The organism is Roseibium aggregatum IAM 12614 (assembly GCF_000168975.1).
Lineage (GTDB): Bacteria > Pseudomonadota > Alphaproteobacteria > Rhizobiales > Stappiaceae > Roseibium > Roseibium aggregatum.
In genome coordinates, this window is the sequence record NZ_AAUW01000015.1 from 49,837 (window position 1) to 71,096 (window position 21,260).

25 protein-coding genes are annotated in these 21,260 nt (G+C 59.2%); 8 read left to right on the plus strand and 17 right to left on the minus strand.

Going from position 1 to position 21,260, the window contains the following annotated elements; genetic code table 11:
- Positions 1–41 precede the first annotated feature (41 nt).
- From SIAM614_RS19585 to SIAM614_RS19600, 4 genes are all read right to left on the minus strand, one after another.
- Positions 42–1,169, minus strand: a complete 1,128-nt coding sequence (locus tag SIAM614_RS19585; RefSeq protein WP_006937195.1) for an AI-2E family transporter — start codon at positions 1,167–1,169, stop codon at positions 42–44.
- Between the two features lie 305 nt (positions 1,170–1,474).
- Positions 1,475–1,903, minus strand: a complete 429-nt coding sequence (locus SIAM614_RS19590; protein WP_006937196.1) for a hypothetical protein — start codon at positions 1,901–1,903, stop codon at positions 1,475–1,477.
- The gene (locus SIAM614_RS19595) at positions 1,903–2,247 is read right to left on the minus strand and encodes a DUF883 family protein (RefSeq protein ID WP_157139970.1); all 345 of its coding nucleotides are present in this window, start codon (positions 2,245–2,247) and stop codon (positions 1,903–1,905) included. Before SIAM614_RS19595 ends, SIAM614_RS19590 begins: the two co-directional genes overlap by 1 nt.
- Before the next feature lie 274 nt (positions 2,248–2,521).
- Entirely contained in the window at positions 2,522–2,782 is a 261-nt protein-coding gene (locus tag SIAM614_RS19600; protein WP_006937198.1) for a DUF7218 family protein, read from the minus strand.
- 545 nt (positions 2,783–3,327) lie between these two features.
- Between SIAM614_RS19600 and SIAM614_RS19605 the strand changes: the two genes are divergently transcribed.
- Entirely contained in the window at positions 3,328–3,843 is a 516-nt protein-coding gene (locus SIAM614_RS19605; RefSeq protein WP_040440638.1) for a Dps family protein, read from the plus strand.
- A gap of 114 nt (positions 3,844–3,957) precedes the next feature.
- Positions 3,958–4,173: a hypothetical protein gene (locus tag SIAM614_RS19610; RefSeq protein ID WP_006937201.1), complete on the plus strand. Its 216-nt coding sequence runs from the start codon at positions 3,958–3,960 to the stop codon at positions 4,171–4,173.
- Between the two features lie 91 nt (positions 4,174–4,264).
- Here the strand turns inward: SIAM614_RS19610 and SIAM614_RS19615 are convergent, their stop codons facing one another.
- Positions 4,265–6,067, minus strand: a complete 1,803-nt coding sequence (locus tag SIAM614_RS19615) for a sensor histidine kinase (protein ID WP_157139971.1) — start codon at positions 6,065–6,067, stop codon at positions 4,265–4,267.
- A gap of 86 nt (positions 6,068–6,153) precedes the next feature.
- Here SIAM614_RS19615 and SIAM614_RS19620 point away from each other — a divergent pair, with 86 nt between their 5' ends.
- Positions 6,154–6,444: a CsbD family protein gene (locus tag SIAM614_RS19620; RefSeq protein ID WP_324294002.1), complete on the plus strand. Its 291-nt coding sequence runs from the start codon at positions 6,154–6,156 to the stop codon at positions 6,442–6,444.
- Positions 6,445–6,603: 159 nt separating this feature from the next.
- Here SIAM614_RS19620 and SIAM614_RS19625 read toward each other — a convergent pair whose 3' ends face one another.
- The gene (locus SIAM614_RS19625) at positions 6,604–7,404 is read right to left on the minus strand and encodes a response regulator (protein ID WP_040440670.1); all 801 of its coding nucleotides are present in this window, start codon (positions 7,402–7,404) and stop codon (positions 6,604–6,606) included.
- Positions 7,405–7,590: 186 nt separating this feature from the next.
- On the opposite strand from SIAM614_RS19625, the gene SIAM614_RS19630 reads away from it, so the two are divergent.
- From SIAM614_RS19630 to SIAM614_RS19640, 3 genes are all read left to right on the plus strand, one after another.
- Positions 7,591–7,797, plus strand: a complete 207-nt coding sequence (locus tag SIAM614_RS19630; RefSeq protein ID WP_040440639.1) for a NepR family anti-sigma factor — start codon at positions 7,591–7,593, stop codon at positions 7,795–7,797.
- A complete protein-coding gene (locus SIAM614_RS19635) occupies positions 7,794–8,348 on the plus strand; it encodes a sigma-70 family RNA polymerase sigma factor (RefSeq protein ID WP_006937206.1) in 555 nt (184 codons plus the stop codon). Before SIAM614_RS19630 ends, SIAM614_RS19635 begins: the two co-directional genes overlap by 4 nt.
- Before the next feature lie 161 nt (positions 8,349–8,509).
- Positions 8,510–9,820 (plus strand): DUF2254 domain-containing protein, encoded by a 1,311-nt coding sequence (locus SIAM614_RS19640; protein WP_006937207.1) that lies wholly within the window; start codon positions 8,510–8,512, stop codon positions 9,818–9,820.
- A gap of 243 nt (positions 9,821–10,063) precedes the next feature.
- Here the strand turns inward: SIAM614_RS19640 and SIAM614_RS31280 are convergent, their stop codons facing one another.
- Positions 10,064–10,234 (minus strand): DUF1328 domain-containing protein, encoded by a 171-nt coding sequence (locus tag SIAM614_RS31280; RefSeq protein WP_006937216.1) that lies wholly within the window; start codon positions 10,232–10,234, stop codon positions 10,064–10,066.
- 158 nt (positions 10,235–10,392) lie between these two features.
- Between SIAM614_RS31280 and SIAM614_RS19650 the strand changes: the two genes are divergently transcribed.
- Together SIAM614_RS19650 and SIAM614_RS19655 are read left to right on the plus strand one after the other, a co-directional pair.
- Positions 10,393–10,578 (plus strand): PLD nuclease N-terminal domain-containing protein, encoded by a 186-nt coding sequence (locus SIAM614_RS19650; protein ID WP_006937218.1) that lies wholly within the window; start codon positions 10,393–10,395, stop codon positions 10,576–10,578.
- Between the two features lie 123 nt (positions 10,579–10,701).
- Complete coding sequence (locus SIAM614_RS19655) at positions 10,702–11,631, plus strand: PRC-barrel domain-containing protein (protein ID WP_006937220.1); 930 nt, start codon at positions 10,702–10,704, stop codon at positions 11,629–11,631.
- A gap of 262 nt (positions 11,632–11,893) precedes the next feature.
- On the opposite strand, the gene SIAM614_RS19660 is transcribed toward SIAM614_RS19655, so the two are convergent.
- From SIAM614_RS19660 to SIAM614_RS19710, 10 genes are all read right to left on the minus strand, one after another.
- On the minus strand, positions 11,894–12,481 hold the full coding sequence (locus SIAM614_RS19660; RefSeq protein ID WP_006937222.1) for an exopolysaccharide biosynthesis protein: 588 nt from the start codon (positions 12,479–12,481) through the stop codon (positions 11,894–11,896).
- A gap of 121 nt (positions 12,482–12,602) precedes the next feature.
- Positions 12,603–13,088 carry a DUF992 domain-containing protein gene (locus tag SIAM614_RS19665; protein ID WP_208984048.1) on the minus strand — a complete coding sequence of 162 codons (486 nt, stop codon included), beginning with the start codon at positions 13,086–13,088 and terminating at the stop codon, positions 12,603–12,605.
- Between the two features lie 108 nt (positions 13,089–13,196).
- Positions 13,197–14,480: a TRAP transporter large permease gene (locus SIAM614_RS19670; protein ID WP_006937224.1), complete on the minus strand. Its 1,284-nt coding sequence runs from the start codon at positions 14,478–14,480 to the stop codon at positions 13,197–13,199.
- Entirely contained in the window at positions 14,480–15,028 is a 549-nt protein-coding gene (locus SIAM614_RS19675) for a TRAP transporter small permease subunit (RefSeq protein ID WP_006937226.1), read from the minus strand. The genes SIAM614_RS19670 and SIAM614_RS19675 overlap by 1 nt, the downstream gene beginning before the upstream one ends.
- An 18-nt stretch (positions 15,029–15,046) precedes the next feature.
- Positions 15,047–16,084 carry a TRAP transporter substrate-binding protein gene (locus SIAM614_RS19680; protein WP_006937228.1) on the minus strand — a complete coding sequence of 346 codons (1,038 nt, stop codon included), beginning with the start codon at positions 16,082–16,084 and terminating at the stop codon, positions 15,047–15,049.
- Positions 16,085–16,109: 25 nt separating this feature from the next.
- Positions 16,110–16,931 (minus strand): putative hydro-lyase, encoded by an 822-nt coding sequence (locus SIAM614_RS19685; protein ID WP_006937231.1) that lies wholly within the window; start codon positions 16,929–16,931, stop codon positions 16,110–16,112.
- Between the two features lie 73 nt (positions 16,932–17,004).
- Positions 17,005–17,913: a LysR family transcriptional regulator gene (locus SIAM614_RS19690; RefSeq protein ID WP_006937233.1), complete on the minus strand. Its 909-nt coding sequence runs from the start codon at positions 17,911–17,913 to the stop codon at positions 17,005–17,007.
- Positions 17,914–18,126: 213 nt separating this feature from the next.
- Positions 18,127–19,701 (minus strand): acyl-CoA dehydrogenase family protein, encoded by a 1,575-nt coding sequence (locus SIAM614_RS19695; RefSeq protein WP_006937235.1) that lies wholly within the window; start codon positions 19,699–19,701, stop codon positions 18,127–18,129.
- Positions 19,702–19,927: 226 nt separating this feature from the next.
- Complete coding sequence (locus tag SIAM614_RS19705) at positions 19,928–20,383, minus strand: DUF3237 domain-containing protein (protein ID WP_006937239.1); 456 nt, start codon at positions 20,381–20,383, stop codon at positions 19,928–19,930.
- Positions 20,380–21,252, minus strand: coding sequence for a 4-hydroxyphenyl-beta-ketoacyl-CoA hydrolase (locus tag SIAM614_RS19710; RefSeq protein WP_006937244.1), 873 nt, complete (start codon positions 21,250–21,252; stop codon positions 20,380–20,382). The genes SIAM614_RS19705 and SIAM614_RS19710 overlap by 4 nt, the downstream gene beginning before the upstream one ends.
- Positions 21,253–21,260 lie beyond the last annotated feature (8 nt).

Here is a 21,260-nt window from a genome sequence, read left to right on the forward strand (position 1 = left end):
GTTTCAGCCTTCTGCCGACAGGCAGAACACAGCCTTGCTTGTCAGGATTTGGATACGGTGTCGGAATGGGCGACCACGGACTGGCTCGCGTGTGCGGGGTCGTTCATAATCTCAAGCACCGTTCCCACGACAAGAAGCAAGGGGACGGCGACAAATCCGCCGATCGGTCCCCACAACCAGATCCAGAAGGCGATCGCAAGAAAAACCAGGAAGGGGTTTAACGTCATCGTTCGCCCAAGAACGGTCGGGGTGACGAATTGCGCTTCGATCAGGTTGAGCGCCAGATACGTCAGCGGCGGCGTCAGGATCGCCAAGGGCGTGTTCCCGGTTGCCAGACCGACGGCGCTCATCAACAGCACCATGATCGCAGGCCCGAGATAGACCACGTAATTCAATACACAGGCCATCATGCCCCACAACAAGGGGGATGGAACACCGAGAAGCCACATGGACAGGGCCACGGCTGCGCCGAGCCCGGCATTGATGAGGCTAATGGAGATGAGATAGGTGGACAAACGGGTTTCGATGGTGCGAAACGCGGTCACGATGCTCCGCCTCCCTTCACCGTCGGACGAAAGCTGGAGCGCGGCCCGGCGTAAATGCGGGCCTGTGAGCAGGAAGAAATAGAAACTGGCCAGGAACAGGATGACCTGCGCCACGAAGGCCGGAGCAAAGTAGAAGACGCTTTCGACTGCGGAATTGTCTTCGACACTGACCTGCATGCCGCCTTTCTGGCCGACAGCATTGCGAAGGTCCTCCTGCAGGCTGGCGACTGAGGAAAAGAACCCCTGCCAACTGATCAACTGCGCCTGAAGCCGCGACCAGATGAGTGGCAGCCTGTCCAGCCAGTCGGAAAGCGGCACCACGAAAGCGGCCCCGGCGGTCAGAATGAAGACAATAAAGAGCAACACCATCCCGCCTGCGGACAACCAGCCGGGAACGCCAAGGCGCGAGAGCCTTTCCACCGGCGGCGCGAATATCGTGCCGACGACGATCGAAAGGCAAACGGGTGCGAAAATCACCTGGCCGATGTCCAGGGCAGCGGTCACCGCAATCACGCACAGGATAACAGCCGACACACGGACGATCGGATCCGATCCGAGGGTCTCGGATACTGTCGCGGCGGCACCCGTCTTGGTGGCGCTGTGCGACTCTGGCTGCGCTGTCATCACTGTTAGCTCCAAAGGCCGGCGAGACGCGCGGCAGAGTGTTAGGGTGTGGGCCCATAAACGAAGATAAAATTGTTTGAGGCGGATTGCTCCTCGTCAAGGCGCGGAAGCGCAGGAAATGCGGCTCATTTCCAAGCTTTCGCAACGCTAATGAGAACCAATCCGGTCAAATCCGAAGAACATGAAAATCGCTTTTCAGCGTGTCGTCAGCGTGCCTGACCGGGCAGAAAACCCGCTCCGCGCACATTTCCTGACTCTGCTTCGCCATTTCTCACGCCATTTCGTCTTCTTTTATGGGCCACGCCCTAGTCGCGATCTTCGCCACCCAACGCCTGAGCTGCCAGCAAGGCCAGGCCACCCAGGGCGACGGTAACCATCAGGCCTTTGGATTTTGTGAGCTGTGGCAGAATGGAAACGGCAGCAGCCAGCGTAAGCCGTTGAGCGACCTGTGAATGCGCCTTGCGTTTGCGGTCCCTGTGCTTCAGGAAGCTCAGCACCGCGACAAAAACCAATCCGGTAACCGCCATGATGACGGCAATCAGCAATGCCGCCACCGCAGGGCCGAATATCGGTGCAAGATAAGCGCCGACTGCCACCACTCCGGCCACGTAAGCCGTTGCGAAACACACAGCCGCAATGCCACTCAACACGGCATTGCGCTTGGCACGGCGAACCATGCCGTTAAAGTCCCGCGAAACGGCTCCGAAAGCCATTGGAATGGCACGCAGGAACATCAGCGACGCACCAGCGCGGCGATCAGAAAGCCGATACCGGCGGCAATTCCGATGGACTGCAACGGACGTTTGCGAACTTCCGCAACGAAGGCCCGTTCGTACTTCTGCAATTCGGCCGAAAGATCACTCAGGGCGTCCTGAGACATCTTGGTCAGATCCTCGCCGGCAGCAGCGGCCTTGGACTTGTACTCGTCCGTCTTGCCGGAGCCATACTTCTTCAGCGACCCGGCCAGAGCGGCGATATCACCACGAATGCGTTCGATGTTTTCTTCGATTTCGCGGGCGCTCACGGTGTCATTGGCAGGATTGGAGGTCGTTGCCGTGGCAGTCTTAGCGGTTGCCATCATATCGCTCCTGTTCTCGATTGCGGGCAGTCCTGACGATGGACGGCGCGCATTGCGTAAATGGGATGAAGCCCGGAACCCGGGCGTATGATTACCGCGCCATTCAATTGCGCGGTCTGGGCTGTAAACGGCCCGGCAGTGATTTGGTTCCAGACAAATCACAAGGAATTAATGCCTGGCCAGGGCGCGATCTCACCCGCAGACAGCGTCTATGAACAAAAAGACCGGTCGAGATGAAAAAGGCCTCGTTTTCAGGCACTGAACCTGCCCGCCCCTACCCTCGCAGGGCTTCGATCAGCTCTGATTTGGACATCCTGGAGCGGCCATCAATTTCCAGCTCCTGCGCCCGTTCATAGAGCTCTTCCTTGGTCCAGGATTCGTAAGGCGAGGCCTTACCACCCTTGACGGAAGGAGACTGGCTGTCGTTGGCCTGGGCATTCGCAATTCTCGCCGACTTTTCCTTGCTGTAACCCTTGTCGCGCAAGGCGTCGTATGTGTCTTCATTCTTGATGCTGGAACTGGATTTCGACGCCATCTCCGTCTCCTTTCAATAGCTTCCGGCACCACTCTGGTAATCCGTCTCCGTAGAGCGCGACCGGAAAAATTCGAGGTTCACCTGGATGCCTGCGACAGCGGGGCGGACATGTCGGATAGGTCCGAAGCGCGTAAAGGCCCCGCGCCGCCTGTCTTTTCACAATGTCGGCGCACCCTTCCTAACGCGGTTTCGCCATTTCTCATGCCATTTCGTCTTCATTTATCAGCCCACACCCTAGACGTAACGCTGTTGTACGCGAGCAGGTTCCAACATTGCTTTTCGATAGGACAGACATTGGAAACGCAAGAAAGGCATAAGGCGCAAGAAACGCAGCCCCGCATCCACGAGACCGAGAAACGAATACAATTGCTTTTCTTGAAAGGATTTCAAAACATATTTTCCATCCGCGCAAAAAAAGGAATTTTTGTCAGAAACATGGAACCGACAGATGGTTGAAGACTTTTCTTACCGAAGACCGCGAGGCGCGCTCGTCAGCCAGAGAGCTCGACGAAGCAGCGCCAACAGACAGCAAGAAAGGAAGAACAATGTCGACGCCCAAGGTACTGAACATCGAAACTCCCAAGGTCGACCAGATCAAGACAGGCGTTTCCGACGAAGTGCGCGAGCAGCTTGCCAAGCATCTGTCGGTCATTCTGGCCGAAACCTACATGCTGACGATCAAATCGCACCTTTATCATTGGAACGTCGTTGGCCCGCTCTTCAAATCGATCCATGATCTGACCGAAGAGCATTACGAAAACCTCTTCGCCGCAACCGACGACCTGGCAGAGCGTATCCGTGCGCTTGGTCACCGGGCTCCGGTCAATGTCGACGAAGGCAAGCTCAATCTGAGCGTCAGCCTTCCGGCGGGCGGCATGCCCAACGCCTTCGAAATGATCGAAGACCTAGTGCACAGCCACGAGATGATTGCCGCGGAGATGCGCGACATGGCGGCCTATGCCGGTGAGAACAGCGACCCGGTGACGGAAGACCTCCTGACCCAGCGCATCACCTTCCACGACAAGGCTGCGTGGATGCTGAGGGCTGTTATCACCGAGTGAACGGCCCAGCCTGAAACTTGAGGCTATTTGATGAAAATGAGGGGCCGTGTGCCGTTATACGGTAGGCGGCCCTTTGCGTGCTTTGAGCCCCATCATTCCAAATTGTAAGAAGCCATGATCAGCGTACCGAAACGATTTGCCGGGTTCCGAACCGCAGCAAGCGTTCTGGAAGACCGTTCCCTCTCGGACAAACAAAAACGGACGGCATTGCTGTCCTGGCGGGCAAGTCTGCGCAAGGCCCCGCAGGCCAGATCCGAACAAGGCGGCCGTACACCACAAGAGCTGATTGCGGAAATCGATGACGCGCTGAAGGCTCTTCGCCGCGAGTAGACCCCGCACATAAACGCCCCCTGAAAGCCGGCGCCACTGCGGGACGTTTCTCCTCACCTGGCATCAGCCCAACCCTGACGTCTCAGACAGATCAGCTATTGGCCTGCCGAACCGGAAACTCGATAACGCACCGTACGCCTTCCGGCGCGAACTCTATTGTGACATCGCCATCGAGCGCCGGTCCGACGAGCCGTTCCAGCAGCATCTTTCCGAAACCATTGCGCTTTGGCGGCACAACTTCCGGACCGCCACTTTCTTTCCAGACCAGCTTGATCTTGCCGTCTTCCGTCGTCCAGGAGACCGACAATTTCCCGCCGAGCACTGATAGAGCGCCATATTTGGCGGCATTGGTCGTCAGCTCATGCAGGGCAAGGCCAAGGTTCTGCGCGGCATCCGCCGTGATCGAATGCGAGTCGCCCTTGATCTCGATCTGCGGACTTCCCGGATCGATGGATTGCGCCAGATGCGCCAGCACCAGCTCCTTCAGATCCGCACCGTACCAGGACTGTGACACCAGCAGATCGTGGCTGGCGGCCATGGCCTGAAGCCTTGCGGCAAAGCTCTCGACGAAATCTTCCGTGTTGTCCGAGCGCGCCGCGGTCTGCCGGGCCATGGCCTGAATAACCGCAAGCAGGTTCTTGGAGCGGTGTGTCAGCTCCCGCATCACGAGATGCATCTGGCGTTCGTTTTCGCGCTTGTGCGTCAGGTCGATGGAAATACCGATCAGGCCGGTAATCCGGCCCTCCTTGTCTCTCGCCGGTTCGATGCGCATGTTGTAGCTGCGATTGACGCCGTTCATGTCCATGTCGAATTCGATGACCGCGCTTTCACCTGTTTCCAGCACTTTCTTTTTTGCCGGAATGAGCTTGAGCTGGCTTTCTTCCGGAAACAGCTCCGCATCGCTCTTGCCGATGAAGAAATCCGGTTTGAAACCTGGCGACGGATTGACGACGTGGACATATTTCAGGTCGAGATCCTGCTCGAAAACGGTTGTCAGCGAGCCGTCGAGCGCCTTCTCGAAACGCCGGTTGGCCTCTGCAAGCTGTCTTGCGAGGGAGGAGAGCCGGATTTCATAAAGGCTCTTCTCGGTCATATCGATTGCCGTACACAAGACGCCGTCGATATCGCCGCTGCTGTTGCGCGTCGGATGCACGATCAGATCCAGGGAGATCGTTCCCGTCTCCTCGCTGTCCAGCGCAAAATACGTCGAGGCGGTCTCGCCGGTTTCCAGAACCTGGCGCTTCACCTCATCCATTTCCGCTGCGGTCTCTTCCGGCATGAGGTCGTGGTCCGTGCAGCCGAGGATCTCTTCCGGCTTCTTGCCGAACCGCGGATTGTGGATCCAGGTGTAGCGCAGATCCTTGTCCTGGGTGAAAACGGAAATGTTGGAACCGGTCAGAGCGGTTTCAAAGCGCTCGTTGATCTGCTTGACCTCCCGACGGGTTCTGCCGACCTTGTCGGAAAGCTCGACATTTTCAGCTTTCAGCATATCGTTGGCCCGCTCCAGATCCTGCAGCGAGGGAATGGCAAGCAGCATCGGCCGTACCCGCCAGACGACGACTGCGGTTGCCACCGAGACTGCGGCAGTGACCAGCTTGATCAGGCCTTGCGCGCCGTAAATCGGCCACCAGAGCGTTGCCAGGGCCGTCAGATGGGTCAGCGCACACGCCAGAATGAAGGCGATGAACAGATACCCGATCCTGCGGGAATTCCCCTGAATGTCCGGACGCTTGCGCAGGAAGTCGAAAATCATCAGGGGAATGATAATATAAGCCAGCGCGATCAAACCGTCGGAAATAGCATGGATTGCCACGAGATCCGGGCGCCAGAGCAGGCAGTATCCATGCGGCATGAACGCCGCCGCGCCAAAAAGATAAGTAACGATATCAGACATTTCGGTCTTGCTCCGTTGTCCGGGCATATGGCCTTGCGCAAAAGTCCCGCAAAAAGAAAGCCGCTTCCGCACCTGGGTGCCAGTCCATGTTCGGCGCCGGTGCCGACCGCAGTTCATTTGGAACCATTGACCACAGGAACCGTTTTCCATGTGTCATCAAGACAAGGAGAAAACGACCGATGAATTGGGACCGGATTGAAGAAAACTGGAAAGAATTCAAAGGAAAGGCCATCGCCCAATGGGGCAAGCTGACCGACGACGAAGTCGATCGGGTCGACGGCCGCCGAACCGAACTTGCTGGCCTCATCCAACAAAAATATGGCAAGACCCGCGAAGAAGCCGAGAAGGACATTGAGGACTGGCTCTCACGGCACTGAAGGAAAAGGGCGGGCCTTGGTGCCCGCCTCTTCCCTTCCGGATTGAATTTGCAGCGTTCTGACACGGTAGACAAGCGACCCGGACTTCCATCTTGCTCGCGTCCCGAGGAACGCACGCAAGACAAAGGTCCCGTTTCGCTCATCCCGTCACCACTTGCCTCAGGCAGCGACGACTTCTTCCGTGCCTTTGAAAAACAGGGCCTGGCTGATGCCAGCCTTGACCGTGTTCGGGTTGAACGGCTTGGTGATGAGGAACGTTGGCTCCGGCCGCTCGCCCGTCAGGAGGCGCTCTGGGAAGGACGTGATGAAGATGACCGGAACGGACATTTCCGCAAGGATTTCCTTCACCGCATCGATGCCCGATGAACCGTCGGCGAGCTGGATATCAGCAAGAACCAGCCCGGGTTTCTGTGCCTTGGCGGCAGCAATGGCGTCGCTTGCCGTCCGGGCCACGCTGGTAACACCATGACCGAGGGATTCCACGATCTGGATGAGATCCATGGAAATAAGCGGTTCATCCTCGATGATCAGCACATCGGTCTTGGTCTGCCGGTCGATTTCAGCAATCGCATCCTGAACCAGGCCGGTCACATCCTCTTCATTGCGCTGAATGATGAGCGCGGTTTCGGGAAGCGAGAAACCTTCCAGCGTCGACAGCAACAGGGTTTGCCGGCTTTCTGGTGCCATGGTTGCCAGACGTTGCTGAGCAGTCTGCTCGAAAATGGAAACGGTCCCGTCGTGTGTCGTTGGCGGAACGACACTTGCGTTCCACAAAACATGGAAAAGACGATACAGACCGATCTTCACGCCATGAGTCGTGTCGATGATGGTCTGATCTGCCACCAGCGCCTGCAAGCAGGCCCTGACGTAGGCATCGCCACTTTTCTGACTTCCCGCCAAAGCTCTTGCATATCTGCGCAGATATGGCAGCAGCGGCGCGATTTCTTCCGAAAGGCTCACGGACATAAATAAGTTCCTTAATATGGTGCCGCTCGATAGCGGCCGAACGGCCCGCTTTTTAGCGCGCCCGTAACTCGAAAATGCATTCGGCAAAAAAAAGTTCCCTGCGCAAGGAACTTTTTTTTTGCGGCTGCGTTTATGTCTCAATTAAGCCTATCTTCGAAGACGCGAAAATCGGAAACCGCAATGGCAAGCAAGCTCAAACCCGAAGTACCCAACGCTGGGTTCGGTGTCATCACACCCTCGGCGGGATCCAAGTCCAAAGAGGACTGGATCGGTAACCAGCTCAAGAAAGTTTATGACGAGGCCCTGTCGGAAGACATACCCGACGACATGATGGATCTGTTGTCTGCATTGGATGTTAGAGGCTCTGACGAGGAGGCCGCAGAATGAACGTCGCACAGTTCAAACAGGATCTAGTCGACGCAATACCGCGATTGCGCGCCTTCGCCAGATCCATCAGCGGCGACCGTGACCGCGCGGACGACCTGGTACAGGAAACACTGGCGAAGGCGATAGCCAACAAGGACAAGTTCACCGAGGGCACCAATCTCACCGCCTGGCTGATCACCATTCTCCGCAACCAGTATTATTCCGTCGGCAGAAAGATGCAGCGCGAAGTCGCAGATCCCGACGGGGAACATGCCGCCAGCCTGGAAAGCAAGCCGCAACAGTCAGGTCATCTGGAACTGAAGGATTTTCTGAGCGCCCTTCAGGTTCTCGCCGATGACCAGCGCGAAGCCCTCATTCTGATCGGTGCCAGTGGCTTCTCTTATGAGGAAGCTGCCGAAATCCTCGGTGTGAAGGTTGGCACCGTCAAAAGCCGCGTCTCCCGCGCACGACTGCGCCTGGAAGATCTCATGAACGGCAACGAACAGTTCGAACGGTCCGAACTTGCTGCCGCCGCATCCGCATCCCTGATCAGGGACGCTCTGACCGTCTGATCATTCTCGAAAAACCAGATTGTATCCGCTTCTGCGCCTGTAACAGACGGGCGTATGGTTTCGGGTGCGGATTCGCGAGTTTGATTGGAGCGTCTAATAGCAACAGCGGCTAGCAGGGTTTCATCCTGGATGACGCCCTGCCGGTCTGAGGGGGAACTGTGATGCATCTGATCTATCAGGAGAATGCCCGCGAACACGCGCTTGTCCGTCTGACCAAGGGTTTTCTGTTCATCCCCATTTGCATCACCCTCATGGGAGCCCTGCTCGCTTTCGCGGCCTTCGTGATAGATGATCTGGGTCTGCTGAACAGAGCTTTCGACTTTTTCGCCTACAGCACCATAAGTGTGGATGGTGCCCGCTCGGTCCTGTCGACCATTGCCGGCGCCATGATGTCCGTCATCAGCCTGGTCTATTCGTTGACGCTGGTTGTCTTTACCCTCGCCGCGGGCAATATTTCGGCGCGTCTTCTGGAGACCTTCGCCAGCAACCGGACAACGCAGATCACCATCGGCCTTCTGGGCGCGACCTTCCTTTACTCGATGATTGCCTTGTTCGGTGTCGACGAAAACGAAGACCTGCGATTTTCCGTCATCCTCTGCATTCTGCTGGCCTGCGCGAGCTTTTTCTGGCTGGTCTATTTTGTGAACGACGTGGCCGGACGGATCCGCGTTGATGCCGAAATCGGCCGGATCCATTCCTCGCTCCGGTTCTCGATCGACGAGCTACTGGCCAACGAGCCGCGTGAACAGCCCAATGACTGTGACGAGATCCCTGATCTGCCGGTCCGGGTCTACAAATCAACCTACAGCGGCTACATCACCTTCATCGACAGCAACCAGCTCATCGAAATCGCGAAGTCTCTCGACGGCTTCATCGAGGTGACGGTCAGCCCCGGAACCTACGTCATCGAAGGCATGCCGATTGCAAAAGTCCGCACTGCCGAATCCGAGCCGGATCTGAAACAACTCGAGAAAACTTTCCAGATCGAAAAGGCGCGGGCTCCTGAAGGGGACATCCAGTTTTCGGTCCACCTGATGGTGGAGATCGCCCTGCGCGCCCTCTCGCCCGGCGTCAACGACAGCTACACCGCCATCAGCGCAATCGATCACCTGTCTGCCTCCGTCGCTCGGATCCTTCAGCGCGGCGCTCCAAGCTCGCTGATCACCGATGACGAAGACACCCCTCGCCTCTGGCTGACCATTCTGGAAATGCACGATCTGCTGGACACGGCAGTCAGCCCGCTGCGGCAGGCCTCCAGAGGCAACATCCTTGTGCTGGATCACTTCATCTCCGCCCTGGAAAAGGCATCCCTGGTGTGCCGCAAGGAGCATTTGCCACTGGTTTCCAAGCAATTGTACAACATCGCACAGGACGCGGTCTTCTCCATTGAAAGCAGACCGGACAGACAGCAGATCGCGCACAGGCTCTGGACCGCCCGCAATACGGTGCGCGAACAGGCGAGAGCCGGCTAGAACATAGCGTGGAAAGCAGGTTCTGTTTTTTCTGGAAAAGCTTCACGCTCAGAAAGTAAAAAAGCGTGCCCCGCTTAAACGGACAGAACACGCTTTGGACGAGGCGCCGAGCAGACCATTGAAAATGGAAGCGATGGAGGGGGCCAAGTGCCGCCTGAGCATCTGTTCCGCCCGTTCCCTCTACTTCATCCAGGCCATGTAGAAGGCAAAAAAAGGGGCGCCGTAGCGCCCGTTTTTCTCGTATCAAACCCTGCGGCCTCTGATCGCGTGCGCGACTGCCGAAATCAGGAACAGCGCGATAGCGACGAAGAAGATCAGCTTGGCGATGCCGACCGCAGTACCGGCGATACCACCAAAACCAAGAACGGCTGCAACGATAGCAACCACCAAGAACAACAGTGCCCAGGAAAGCATATCAACCTCCGATATTTGAGATATGGAGATTTAACGCAGCGACCCGAAATTGGTTCCGAATATTTTTTCAGTTTTATTTCACCCCATTAAAAGAAGAGCAGGGAACCTTCTGCACGCCTGACCGTTTCCGAAACAGCTACACAACCCGGAGATCTGTCATGGAATATGGAATCGTTGGCCTCTTAATCCTCATCGTGGATGTCTACGCGATCATCCAGGTTCTCGGGAGCGGATCCTCCACAGGCGCCAAGCTGCTGTGGGTCCTCGGCATCCTGATTTTCCCGGTTGTCGGCTTCATCGTCTGGCTGCTGGCCGGACCGAAAAGCTCCGGCAAACTGGCCTGAATTCCCGCGCCGCGATTACGCCTGCAGATAGCTGTGCATCGTGGCGCGACTTCGGAATTTCCTGAAAATTCAATCATTTACCAGGCAAACCCCAAATTTCTAACCCCAAAGGGAGATGCTCAAATGCTTCGCCATCTACTCGCCACCACCGCACTCGTTGCAGGCCTTTCGACGGCCGCCATCGCCGGTGACACCGCTGCGATGAAGGACGGCGGTCAGACCGGTGCAAAAAATGACACCGGCGTCTATGAATTCGAACTCCACACCCTTGCGCCGGACGCAACCACCGGCATCCTTGCCACCAACATGGTCGGCAAGCCGGTCCTGACCAGCAGGAACGCTGACGGCGAAGAAATCGGCGACATCAATGACGTCGTCTTCGGCCGTGACGGAACCGTGCGTGCGGTCATCGTCGGCGTCGGCGGGTTCCTCGGCATGGGTGAAAAGGAAGTCGCCCTCGACTTTACCCGCCTCAGCTTCGTGTCCGGTCAGGAAAACCAGCTCATCGTCGTCACCGACGTCTCTCGCCAGGAACTGGAAGGTGCGACCCCTTACGAGCGTCCGGACTATATTCCGCACTGGATGACGGCAGAAGGTGCACGCGAGCAGATGGACAAGGTCACTGCAAGCGCCAAGGACACCTATGAAACCGTGCGCAAGGAAGCAATCGACCCGGCAAAACAGCGTCTGGACGAAGCCATGGCCGACCCCTGGACCGCTGAAAAAACAGAGGTCGACGCGGCCAGCGTCTCCACCGATGAGCTGATCGATTCCACGGTCTACACCAACCAGGACACTGACATTGGCGACGTCGCCGAGGTTCTGATCGGCAAGGATGGCAAGGCACAGGCAGTCGTCATCGATGTAGGGGGTTTCCTTGGCTTCAACGCGAAGCCGGTTGCCGTGTCCTACTCCAGCCTCAAGATGTTCGAAACGGAAAATGGCGACCTTCTGGTGACAGCCCCCTTCACCAAGGAGCAGCTTGAAAACGCGCCGACCTATGAGCCGGCCGCTTACAAGTCCAATCCGGATGCGGTTCTGCTGAAAGGCTGAATGGTAAGATCGGACATGTGAGCAGAACGGGTCGCCTCGGCGGCCCGTTTTTTTTGCCCTCGTTTCAGGCGGCAGCACCGGCAACAAGGATGAACTGTCCAGAAGGTGTCTGGCTGAGCGCTCTGCAGCTCAGAAAAGCCACACAACTCTTGCACCTTCCGGAGCCGGTAGCGGTTGCCAGGGCGGCTACCCCGCCCGGTCTCCTCCTCCCCGCTGCCAGCCACGAGGAGACTTTCTCAGTTCCAGAGAGTTTCAGACAGTCTCAGACGAGCCAGTAAACGACGGTCGCGACCGCTGCCAGAGCCACGATCAGGCCCACCATCGTAACGACGCCATCGCGCACCAGCAGCCCAAGGCTCAGCAACAAAATGGCCGAACCCGGCAGGGCGACGGCAAAGGGCAGCAGGGTGGCGGGATAAACGAGAAGCGACAGAAAGATGCAAAACGCCGCGACGATCCGGCTTGCCGTCTCGCCGGCCAAGAGGGACAGGCGCTGTCCGAGGTAACGGTCGGCGCGCTCCGCATAAGGGGTCAGCTTGTCGATGGTCGACGTCACCTTCTTTTTGGGCAGACCTCGATTGCGCACGAACGACGGCAGCCAGATGGCGGATCTGCCGACAACGAGCTGGCCTGCCACCAGAAACGTCAACGTGGTGAGAACGATAGGAACGCCCGGAATGGCTCCGATGGGAGAAATCATCACCAGAGCCGGCAGAAACAGCAAAGGGCCCGCCGCACGGCTGCCGGACGCCTTCAGCAGCGAGCCGACGTCGGCCTTGCCTTCCTCTTCGATTTCGTCTTCCCAGTTGGTGAGAACGCCTTTGATTGTCTTTGCCTGATCGGATGCCATTTCGGAACTCCTTCAGTTGGACCTGACTTTCAGCCTGCAGGCACTTGTCCGGCGGCAACAGGCGCAGAAAACGCAAAAAGGGCCGGCAAAGCCGACCCTTCTTGACGTCATGTCACTTGGTTCACTTGATTGCTTTCAGCGAAAGCTGGCTGATGCCAAGAGTAATGTTGGTGCCCGTCTGGCTTTCCACGCTCAGCGGGTTCAGCGCAATCGACTTGTCGAAGCCGCCGATAAGGGCATTGGCCTTCAGGCCCGCACCAAGGCTGGCACCTGCGGTCACACCGCCGTATTCGCCTTCAAGAGCACCGACTTCCAGGTCGGCAGTCGGGGCAACAACACCCCAGATCAGCGTGGCCGAGTCGGTCGTACCGATATCAAGCCCGAATTCGCTCACGGTCGCCGTGTAGTAGCCGGTAGCGCCACTGCCGGCCCGGTCGAACGTGCAGTTCATGATGGCCTTGGAACCGACGATGAAATTGGTTTCCTGCTCGACAACGCAGGTCAGTTTTCCGACCTCAACGCCCGCAGGCTTGTCCTGAGCCATGACAGGGGACGCAAGAAGCGTGGCACCGGTAAGCATCAGGGCGAGTTTCGTAAACCGTTTCATCAATGTCTCCTTCGTGTAAGAGCCTTCCGGAATACTCCGGTCCGCCTTCATCACGGTGGAAACGTCTGCCTCGTCAGTCAGTTCCAAAATAATTCTACGGATGTCCCGTCAGCGCATGGCCATCGGCAGATAAAGGGCAATCTGCGGCAGGGCAATCAGCGCCGCGACCATGGCCAGCATCGCCAGCACATAGGGAATGGCTCCCAGCATCACCTCGGCAATGGATCCGCCGCGCCGCGCACTCTGGACAACGAAGAGATTGAGCCCCACCGGCGGTGTGATCAGCGCCATCTCGATCAGCACGATCATCAGGATGCCGAACCAGACCGGATCATAGCCCAGACTGATGACGATCGGCACCACGATCGGGATGGTGATGACCATCAGCGACAGGGTCTCGATGAAAAAGCCGAGCACGATATACATCGCAACGATCACCAGCAGCGTCTGCAAGGGACCAAAACCGAGCCCTTCTAGGAAACCACGCAGCTCCTGCGACAGGCCGGCGGCCGAAAGCGTGAAGTTGAGAAACGACGCCCCGATCACCACCAGCATGATCATGGCCGTGACCCGCACGGTGCCGATGAGCGCTTCACCGATCATGCGCGTGTTCAGCCCGCCAAAGAGCGCGGCAATTGCCAGTGCCCCGGCAACCCCGACAGAGGCCGCTTCGGTCGGTGTCGCCCAGCCTTTGTAGATCGAGCCGATGATGGCACTGAACAGAAGAATGATCGGCAGAAGGTCTGCCAGCCCGAGCAGCATTTCCCGAAAGGGGAACGTCCGCCGTTCCCCGCCAAGCTTCGGATTGACCAGGCAGACCGCCGCGGTGACCGCCAGAAAGGCCAGCGCCAGCAGGATACCCGGCAGAAGCCCCGCGAGAAAAAGCTGGGGGATCGAGGTCTGAGTCAGAAAACCATAGACGATCAGGTTGATCGACGGCGGGATCATGATCCCGAGCGTTCCCCCAGCGGCAATCGCACCGGAAAAGAGCTTCGGGTCGTAGCCCAGCCTATCAGCCTGCGGCATGGCCACCGTCGCAACGGTCGCGGCTGTTGCCACCGACGAGCCGGATGTGGCCGAGAACATGGTGGCGGTCGCCACATTGGCATGCACCAGCCCTCCAGGCAGCCAGGAGACCCAGCGGTCGAGCGCCGAGTAGGTTCGTGCGGCGATGCCGGTGCGCACCAGGATCTCGCCCAGCAGCACGAAGAACGGAATGGCGATCAGCGCCGCATTTTCCGACGTCGACCAGACCATCGAGCCGAGGCCGCGCGTCAGCGGAAACGCACTGAAGAACTGGTCGATGCCGAAACCCAGCAGGAACAGCACGATGCCGACAGGAATGGAAAGGCTGAGGAGGCCGAGAAGGCCGACGGAAACGAAGGAAAGCATCAGGCCGTCTCCCCTTCCGGAAAAGCGCCGATGGCCTGTTCGGATTTGGTAAAGTCACCTCGCAGAACCAGCAGCACACCGGCAACAAAGGTCAGCCAAGCGGTGACGGCGAACCAGACCCACCCGGCGAACCAGGGCAGTTGCACCAGCGCGAGCGGCGTTTCCAGAGGCGTATTCGCCCTTGAGGAATTGCGCAGGGTCGTCTCCACCACCGGCCAGCACTTCAGCGCGACGATGGAGACGGTCGAGGACAGGGCGAAGATCGACAGAAGATCCAGCACCGCCCGCCATTTCGGCAGACCGACCGAACGGCGCAGGAAATCGATCCGGATATGCGACAGTTCGCTCAATCCGAAAGCCATGCCCCAGGCCGTGCCGATGGCCATCACATAGCCGGAGATTTCGTCGGTGCCGCCGAAGGAGGCACCGACACGGCGGAGACAGATATCAATCAGAACAAGACCTGCACAGGTGAGGAACAGAACGCCGACCGAAATCGCTATCGTCCGGTTGATCCTCGACAGGATTGACAGGAGTTTCTCCGCCACCTCGATGTCTCCCGGGTTCTAGTTGGTCTTGATCTGCACACCGACGACGGTGCCGGCACTTTCGTTCCAGCGCGCGGCCCAGTCACCACCGGCCCGCTCTGCCCATTCCGGCAGAACATCGGTTTCCAGGATCTGCCGTGCCCGCTCGATGTCGCCGTCGCTGGCTTCGACCAGAACCATGTCCCGCACCTCGCCCGAGGCGCATTCGCCCTTGCCGGTCAGGCAGGCGATGTCGTTGGTCAGCGCACCTTCTGCCGATGCCCAGGCGGGGGCTTCGAACTTCTCGGCAATTTCCTTCTGGATCAGGGCCTGGGTCTCCCCGGAAAGGGAATTCCACTTGTCGAGATTGATCGCCGTCACCACCGGATCCCAGCCGCCCAGCGGGATCGGAAGCAGATGCGTGCTGACTTCCCACCAACCGGCGCTGTAGCCCGAGCCCGCCCCGGTCACCGCACAATCGACGACGCCTTTCTGCAGCGCGCCCGGCACCTCGGAAAAGGCAACCGTAATGCCTTCCGCACCGAGCGCTTCCAGGAACTTGGCCGTCATGCGGCCGGACGCGCGGATCTTCTTGCCCTTCAGGTCGTCCAGCGAGCCGACTTCAGCGTTGCAGAACACCACCTGCGGCGGATAAGGCGCAATGGCGAGCACCTTGGAATTGAAGCGTTTCTCGAAAATCTCCTCGACCATCGGCCGGGCAGCGTCGACCGCTGCATGGGCCTTGTCGGCGGACATGGCCACCAGCGGCACATCGAGGCCTTCCAGTTCAGGCGCATCGGCAACCGCATAGTCGCCCACCGTCATGCCGACGTCGAACACACCCTGGCCAAGCAAGCGGAACACTTCGCCGACGCCGAGGTTCATCTGGTTATGAGTGGTGACGGTGGTGTTGATGGTGCCGCCGGAGGCTTCGGGCAAGGTGGTCTGCCAGAACGGCGCCTCATAGTCCTGATGCAGCGGCAGGCTGGACCAGCTACCGACGACAGACAGGTCTTCCGCGGCGGCGGCCGAGGACATGGCAGCACCGGCCATGAGGAAAGTCAGAATCTTTTTCATGTGTCCACTCCGTGAAAGTTCGAGCTTACTGCGTCTTTTTTGTTATGATTGGAATTTCAGCGTCATCCGGGATGTCCGTGATCAGCATGTGTCCCGGTTTGTGGGTAATCAGCAGCGGCAGGGCCGCTTTCTGGATGATGGCCTGGGGCGTCACTCCGCACGCCCAGAAGACGGGCGTATATCCGGCCTCCACCGGCACCGCATCGCCCCAGTCCGGCTTGCCGAGATCGGAAATGCCGATGGCGGCGGGATCACCGATATGCACGGGCGATCCGTGCGCCAGCGGAAAGCGGGCCGAAATGGCAACCGCGTCCTGCACCCGCTCATCCGGGATCATCCGCATGGAAACCACCATCGCTCCCCGGAACGGCCCGGCCGGTATCGTTTCCAGGTTCGAGCGGAACATCGGTACGGTGACATTGCTGGAAATGTGCCAGACGTCGATCCCCGCCTCGATCAGGGCATGTTCGAAAGTGAAGGAACACCCGAGCGCAAAGGCGACGAGATCGTCGGACCACAAGGCGCTTATGTCCGTCACGGAGCCTTCCAGCCGGCCATCGCGATAGATGTTGTAGGCCGGAACGTCGGTACGGATATCCAGGCAGTGTCCCAGGGTAAACAGGAGGGGATTTCCCGTGTCCGAAGCACCGATCAGAGGACAGGGTTTGGGATTGCGCTGACAGAAGCGCATGAAATCCAGCGCATAGGCCTCCGGAATGATCGCCAGATTTGCCTGAAGCAGGTTCTTGCCGAGCCCAGCCGTGTGCGAGCGATAGCTGCCGGACCTTATCTGCGCCCGAAGCGTCTCGATGCTTTCCTGCCGAAGGGTTTCATAAGATTGCAGCACTGGGGCTCTCCTCCATTGGAGAAAGGCTCCTGCATTGCGGTTATAAACTCAAATTGAATGATTTTAGCGGATCTTATAAATTATTTTTATATCCTGAGTAAGCGACCGCAACCTCCAGCGCCTTCTTCGCCGCAGCCGCCACGATGTGGCTGCGCGGGTCACCGAGATAGCTTGCGGAGAACCTCAGGGCGTCCGGCACCCATCCCGGATCGAACTCGACGATCCGTCCGCCATCGACATAGGGCCGTGCCAGCGCCTTCGGCAACGCCGCGACCCCGAGCCCTGCTTCCACCAGCCGGAAACAGGCCGAAAGCGACGACGACGGAAACATCTGCACGTCCGGAGCTACCCGTTCGAACAACAGCGTTTTCAGTTCGCGGTAGGGGCGCGTGTGCCTTGCGTAGGTGATCACCGGCTTCTCCCGCAGAAGCGCTACGGCGTCCTCTCCTTCAGCCGGGCTATCCGCCGCCACATACCAGCCGAGATCGAAGCCGGGCAACTCGATATTGTCGACCGAATATTCAGATATCGGTCCCAGCAGCAAGGCCAGATCGATTTCCCGGTCGAGCAGCCCCGCCCTCAGGTTCACCGAGATATCGACGTTGATTTCCACGATGAGGTTCGGAAAATCGGCCCGCAGCGCGGCAACCAGATCCGGCAGCCAGCACTGCGCGATGGTTTCGGACGCACCGATGCGCAGATGCCGATCTATGCCCTCACGGGAGACCACCGTCTCCTCGACCTTGTCCGACAGCCGCTCGAACTGCTCGGCGAACGTCTGCAGCAGCTCACCGCGCTTGGTCAGCTTCAGCCTGCCGGGAGAACGCTCGAACAACTCGGTGCCCAGCGCCTCTTCCAACCGCTTGATCCGCGTCGTCACCGCCGGCTGGGTCAGGTTCAAACTGCCCGCCGCCTTGTTGACGCCGCCATGGCGGACAACGGCCAGAAAGGCCCTGAGCTGTTCGAGATTGAGCGGATGCATGAAAGGTCCCGGCGTGATCGGTTTGGGCTAGTTTGCGCGAAGCTGCGGAGATTGCAAAGCTTTCGGGAAAAGACCGGGTGCGACAGACCCCAGCAACCTCACCCCCTGCGCAGCGTCCTCCCGTCTCCCCCGCATGCGGACAGCGGGGGATGCACCTCTGCAAAACATTTTTGGTGCGACTGCCGAAACTCTGTCCCTGTGTCTTGAGGAAGATCAGGCGCTCAGAGCCAGTTCGGATCGTGCCAGCACTTTCCCGGCCAGACGCCGGATCCGATCCGGCTCCGGATGGTGGTCCGCTTTCTCGGCCATCCGTGCCCACAGGACTTTCAAGAGGGTCGCGCTTGTCACTTTCATGAAGTCATGCGCCAGAGCGGTCGGATCCTCGCTCTGCAACAATTGCTCGCGCGCATGGCACCAGTGGGCAACCACCTCGCTCAATTGATGATAAGCCGTGTCGTTGCGCTGGCATTCGGCGCGCAGGAAATCCTCGAAGGCCTTGCCTTCCTTGCCCGGCAGCAGGCGCGTGACCAGCGCCCGTTCGTGAATGGCGTTGGCGCCTTCATAGATCGCGGTGATCCGCACATCCCGGTAGCACTGCTCCAGGAAATATTCCTTCAGGTAGCCATAACCACCCAGCACCTGCATGCCGAGTTCGGTTGCCTGCATCCCGGCCTGTGTGCAGAAGGTCTTGGCAATCGGGGTCAGGAATTCCGCCAGGGCCCGGTTCTCGCCCGCCTCGACCGTCACCAGCGCCAGATGCGCGATGGCCCGGCCACCGAGAGCAAGGGCGTCGATCTCGTCCAGCATGCGCCGGACATCGACATGGCCGTCCAGCGTCACAGGCTTGCCTGCAGCGTCCCGGCCCTGCTTGCGCTCTGCCGCATAGGCGCTGGCAATGTCCGCGGCGCGGGCGGCATGGGCAACCCCCTGCAAGGCCACGTCCACGCGGGCGTGGTTCATCATCGTGAACATTGCCTTCAGGCCCTCGCCTTCCCGGCCGATCAGTTCGGCCATGGCCCCGTCGAAGGCAAGCTGGCAGGTGGGGGAGGCATGGAGGCCCATCTTTTCCTCGATGCGGGTCACGGTCACCGCATTGCGGCTGCCGTCCGCACGGGTGCACGGGCATAGAAACAGCGACAGGCCCTTCACGCCCTCGTCCGACGTGCGCGCCAGCACCAGGTGATAGATCTTCTCGCTCATGTCCTGATCGCCGCCGGAAATGAAGATCTTCTCACCGCTGATCGACCAGCCATCACCAGCCTGCACAGCCCGGCAGCGGATGCGGGACAGATCGGACCCGGCGTCCGGTTCGGTCAGGCACATGGTGGCCAGCGCTTCACCGGATGCAAATTGCGGGATCACCCGTGCCTGCTGATCTTCGGTTCCGAAGGCAAGCAGGGTGCGGGCGGCTCCGGCCGCAAGGCTCGTCACCATCTGCAGACTGTGATTGGCACCGGTGAAGATCTCCGAAGTGATCGCAAGAGCGCCAGCATCGAGCCCCTGCCCGCCAAGCTGTTCCGGGATCGTCAGCCCCGGCCAGCCCTGCTCCGCATAGGCGGCATAGGCCTCGCGGAACCCGTCCGGCATCTGCACCCGCCCCTCCACCAGCCGGCAGCCCTGGCTGTCGCCCGGTTCGTTCAAGGGGGCCAGCTGCTCCTCGGCGAAGGCGGCGAAATGACCGCCGATCTCGGCGGCAAGCTCTGCATCGAAGTCCGGCAGATCCGCCGCCCCGGCAACATAGGTCAGGCAGAACAGGATATCGTCAAGCGGTGCGGCAAAGGGTTTCATGGGCTACAGGCTTTCAAAGGAACGGCGATACGGCAGTTGCTGCAAATTCCCCCTCATCCTGAGGAGGGCGCCAGCCCGTCTCGAAGGATGGGCGGCAAACTCCTGCGCAAGCGGCCCATCCTTCGAGACGGACCTGAAGGTCCTCCTCAGGATGAGGAGATCGGTGATCGAGGACTTTGTTTCGGGATGTTTGGAGAGCCCGGACATCACAACCTCACTCCCGCCCTCACCCCACCTGGAACAATGACACCAGCACGGCGGACGCCAGGCGGTGGCCGGTGCCAAGGAAAAGTGTACGGTTGACCCAGTCATAACGCGGATCTCCCGTTTCCAGCCTTGCCACCGTGCGGAAGTAATAGAGCGACGGGTCGACATCCTCGCCGCGGGCGAGCGCCTGAAGAACTTCCTGCGGGCCATGGCGCACGCCCTTGTTGATGATCTCGATCACCACGCCGTCGTCTGTCTCAAAGGCATAGCGGGTGTCGATATCGGCCGAACCGTCTGCCAGGATGGTCTGCCAGTCGGCGCCCATGTCGAGCACCGTTCCGGACACCTGACCGCTCACCCGACCACCGATGATCGGGATGATCCGCCGCGTTCCCGCCCTGCCCTGTCCCATTTCCCGGACAGGGCCCAGTTCGACTTCAAGGTCGCAGAAATGGGTGAGCTCCGGCGTGATCATGCCAGCCCCAGCAGCCTTGCCGCATTGCCCTTGATGATGTCCGGCCGCAGCTCGTCCTTGATCGCGATCTTCTCGAAATCCGCCAGCCAGCGCTCCGGCGTGATCATCGGCCAGTCGGAGCCGAACAGCACCTTCTTCTTCAGGATCGAGTTGCAGTATTTGACCAGGATTTCCGGGAAATACTTCGGCGACCAGCCGGAGAGATCAATATAGACATTCGGCTTGTGCTGGGCGACCGCCAGGGCTTCTTCCTGCCAGGGGAAGGAAGGATGCGCGAGGATGATCTTCATGTCGGGGAAATCGACCGCGACATCGTCCATATACATCGGGTTGGAGTATTTCAGCCGCATGCCGTTGCCACCGCGCATGCCACTGCCGACACCTGTCTGGCCGGTGTGAAACAGCGCAATGGAACCTTCTTCCGCAATCGCTTCATAGAGCTCGTAGGCCATGCGGTCGTTCGGGTAAAAGCCCTGCATCGTCGGATGGAACTTGAAGCCCTTGATGCCGAAATCCTTCATCAGGCGCCGCGCCTCGCGCGCACCCATCTTGCCCTTGTGCGGATCGATGGAGGCAAAGGGGATCAGCACATCGTCGTTTTCGGCGGCAAGCTCGGCCACTTCCTCGTTCTTGTAGCGACGGTAGCCGGTCTCGCGTTCCGCATCGACCGGGAAAATCACCGCCGCGATGTTCTGCTCGCGGTAGTGGGCCGCCGTTTCCGGCACAGTCGGCGGATGGCTCCAGGGTGCGCGGAAGTATTTCGCCATCGTCGCCTGCAGGTCATCATAGCCATCATCGGAATGGCAGCCGCAGGGTTCCTCGGCGTGGGTATGGATGTCGATGGCGCGAACCTTGGTGATATCGACCATTTCAAGCG

Coding starts and splice junctions, on each gene's coding strand:
- SIAM614_RS19595 (WP_157139970.1), bottom strand. CDS start 2,247: ATGGCAACCGCTAAGACTGCCACGGCAACGACCTCCAATCCTGCCAAT.
- SIAM614_RS19630 (WP_040440639.1), top strand. CDS start 7,591: ATGGCAAGCAAGCTCAAACCCGAAGTACCCAACGCTGGGTTCGGTGTC.
- SIAM614_RS19655 (WP_006937220.1), top strand. CDS start 10,702: ATGCTTCGCCATCTACTCGCCACCACCGCACTCGTTGCAGGCCTTTCG.
- SIAM614_RS19600 (WP_006937198.1), bottom strand. CDS start 2,782: ATGGCGTCGAAATCCAGTTCCAGCATCAAGAATGAAGACACATACGAC.
- SIAM614_RS19705 (WP_006937239.1), bottom strand. CDS start 20,383: ATGATCACGCCGGAGCTCACCCATTTCTGCGACCTTGAAGTCGAACTG.
- SIAM614_RS19640 (WP_006937207.1), top strand. CDS start 8,510: ATGCATCTGATCTATCAGGAGAATGCCCGCGAACACGCGCTTGTCCGT.
- SIAM614_RS19695 (WP_006937235.1), bottom strand. CDS start 19,701: ATGAAACCCTTTGCCGCACCGCTTGACGATATCCTGTTCTGCCTGACC.
- SIAM614_RS19660 (WP_006937222.1), bottom strand. CDS start 12,481: ATGGCATCCGATCAGGCAAAGACAATCAAAGGCGTTCTCACCAACTGG.
- SIAM614_RS19590 (WP_006937196.1), bottom strand. CDS start 1,903: ATGTTCCTGCGTGCCATTCCAATGGCTTTCGGAGCCGTTTCGCGGGAC.
- SIAM614_RS19680 (WP_006937228.1), bottom strand. CDS start 16,084: ATGAAAAAGATTCTGACTTTCCTCATGGCCGGTGCTGCCATGTCCTCG.
- SIAM614_RS19665 (WP_208984048.1), bottom strand. CDS start 13,088: ATGAAACGGTTTACGAAACTCGCCCTGATGCTTACCGGTGCCACGCTT.
- SIAM614_RS19620 (WP_324294002.1), top strand. CDS start 6,154: ATGTTCGGCGCCGGTGCCGACCGCAGTTCATTTGGAACCATTGACCAC.
- SIAM614_RS19635 (WP_006937206.1), top strand. CDS start 7,794: ATGAACGTCGCACAGTTCAAACAGGATCTAGTCGACGCAATACCGCGA.
- SIAM614_RS19650 (WP_006937218.1), top strand. CDS start 10,393: ATGGAATATGGAATCGTTGGCCTCTTAATCCTCATCGTGGATGTCTAC.
- SIAM614_RS19615 (WP_157139971.1), bottom strand. CDS start 6,067: ATGTCTGATATCGTTACTTATCTTTTTGGCGCGGCGGCGTTCATGCCG.
- SIAM614_RS19585 (WP_006937195.1), bottom strand. CDS start 1,169: ATGACAGCGCAGCCAGAGTCGCACAGCGCCACCAAGACGGGTGCCGCC.
- SIAM614_RS19690 (WP_006937233.1), bottom strand. CDS start 17,913: ATGCATCCGCTCAATCTCGAACAGCTCAGGGCCTTTCTGGCCGTTGTC.
- SIAM614_RS19670 (WP_006937224.1), bottom strand. CDS start 14,480: ATGCTTTCCTTCGTTTCCGTCGGCCTTCTCGGCCTCCTCAGCCTTTCC.
- SIAM614_RS31280 (WP_006937216.1), bottom strand. CDS start 10,234: ATGCTTTCCTGGGCACTGTTGTTCTTGGTGGTTGCTATCGTTGCAGCC.
- SIAM614_RS19605 (WP_040440638.1), top strand. CDS start 3,328: ATGTCGACGCCCAAGGTACTGAACATCGAAACTCCCAAGGTCGACCAG.
- SIAM614_RS19610 (WP_006937201.1), top strand. CDS start 3,958: ATGATCAGCGTACCGAAACGATTTGCCGGGTTCCGAACCGCAGCAAGC.
- SIAM614_RS19710 (WP_006937244.1), bottom strand. CDS start 21,252: ATGGTCGATATCACCAAGGTTCGCGCCATCGACATCCATACCCACGCC.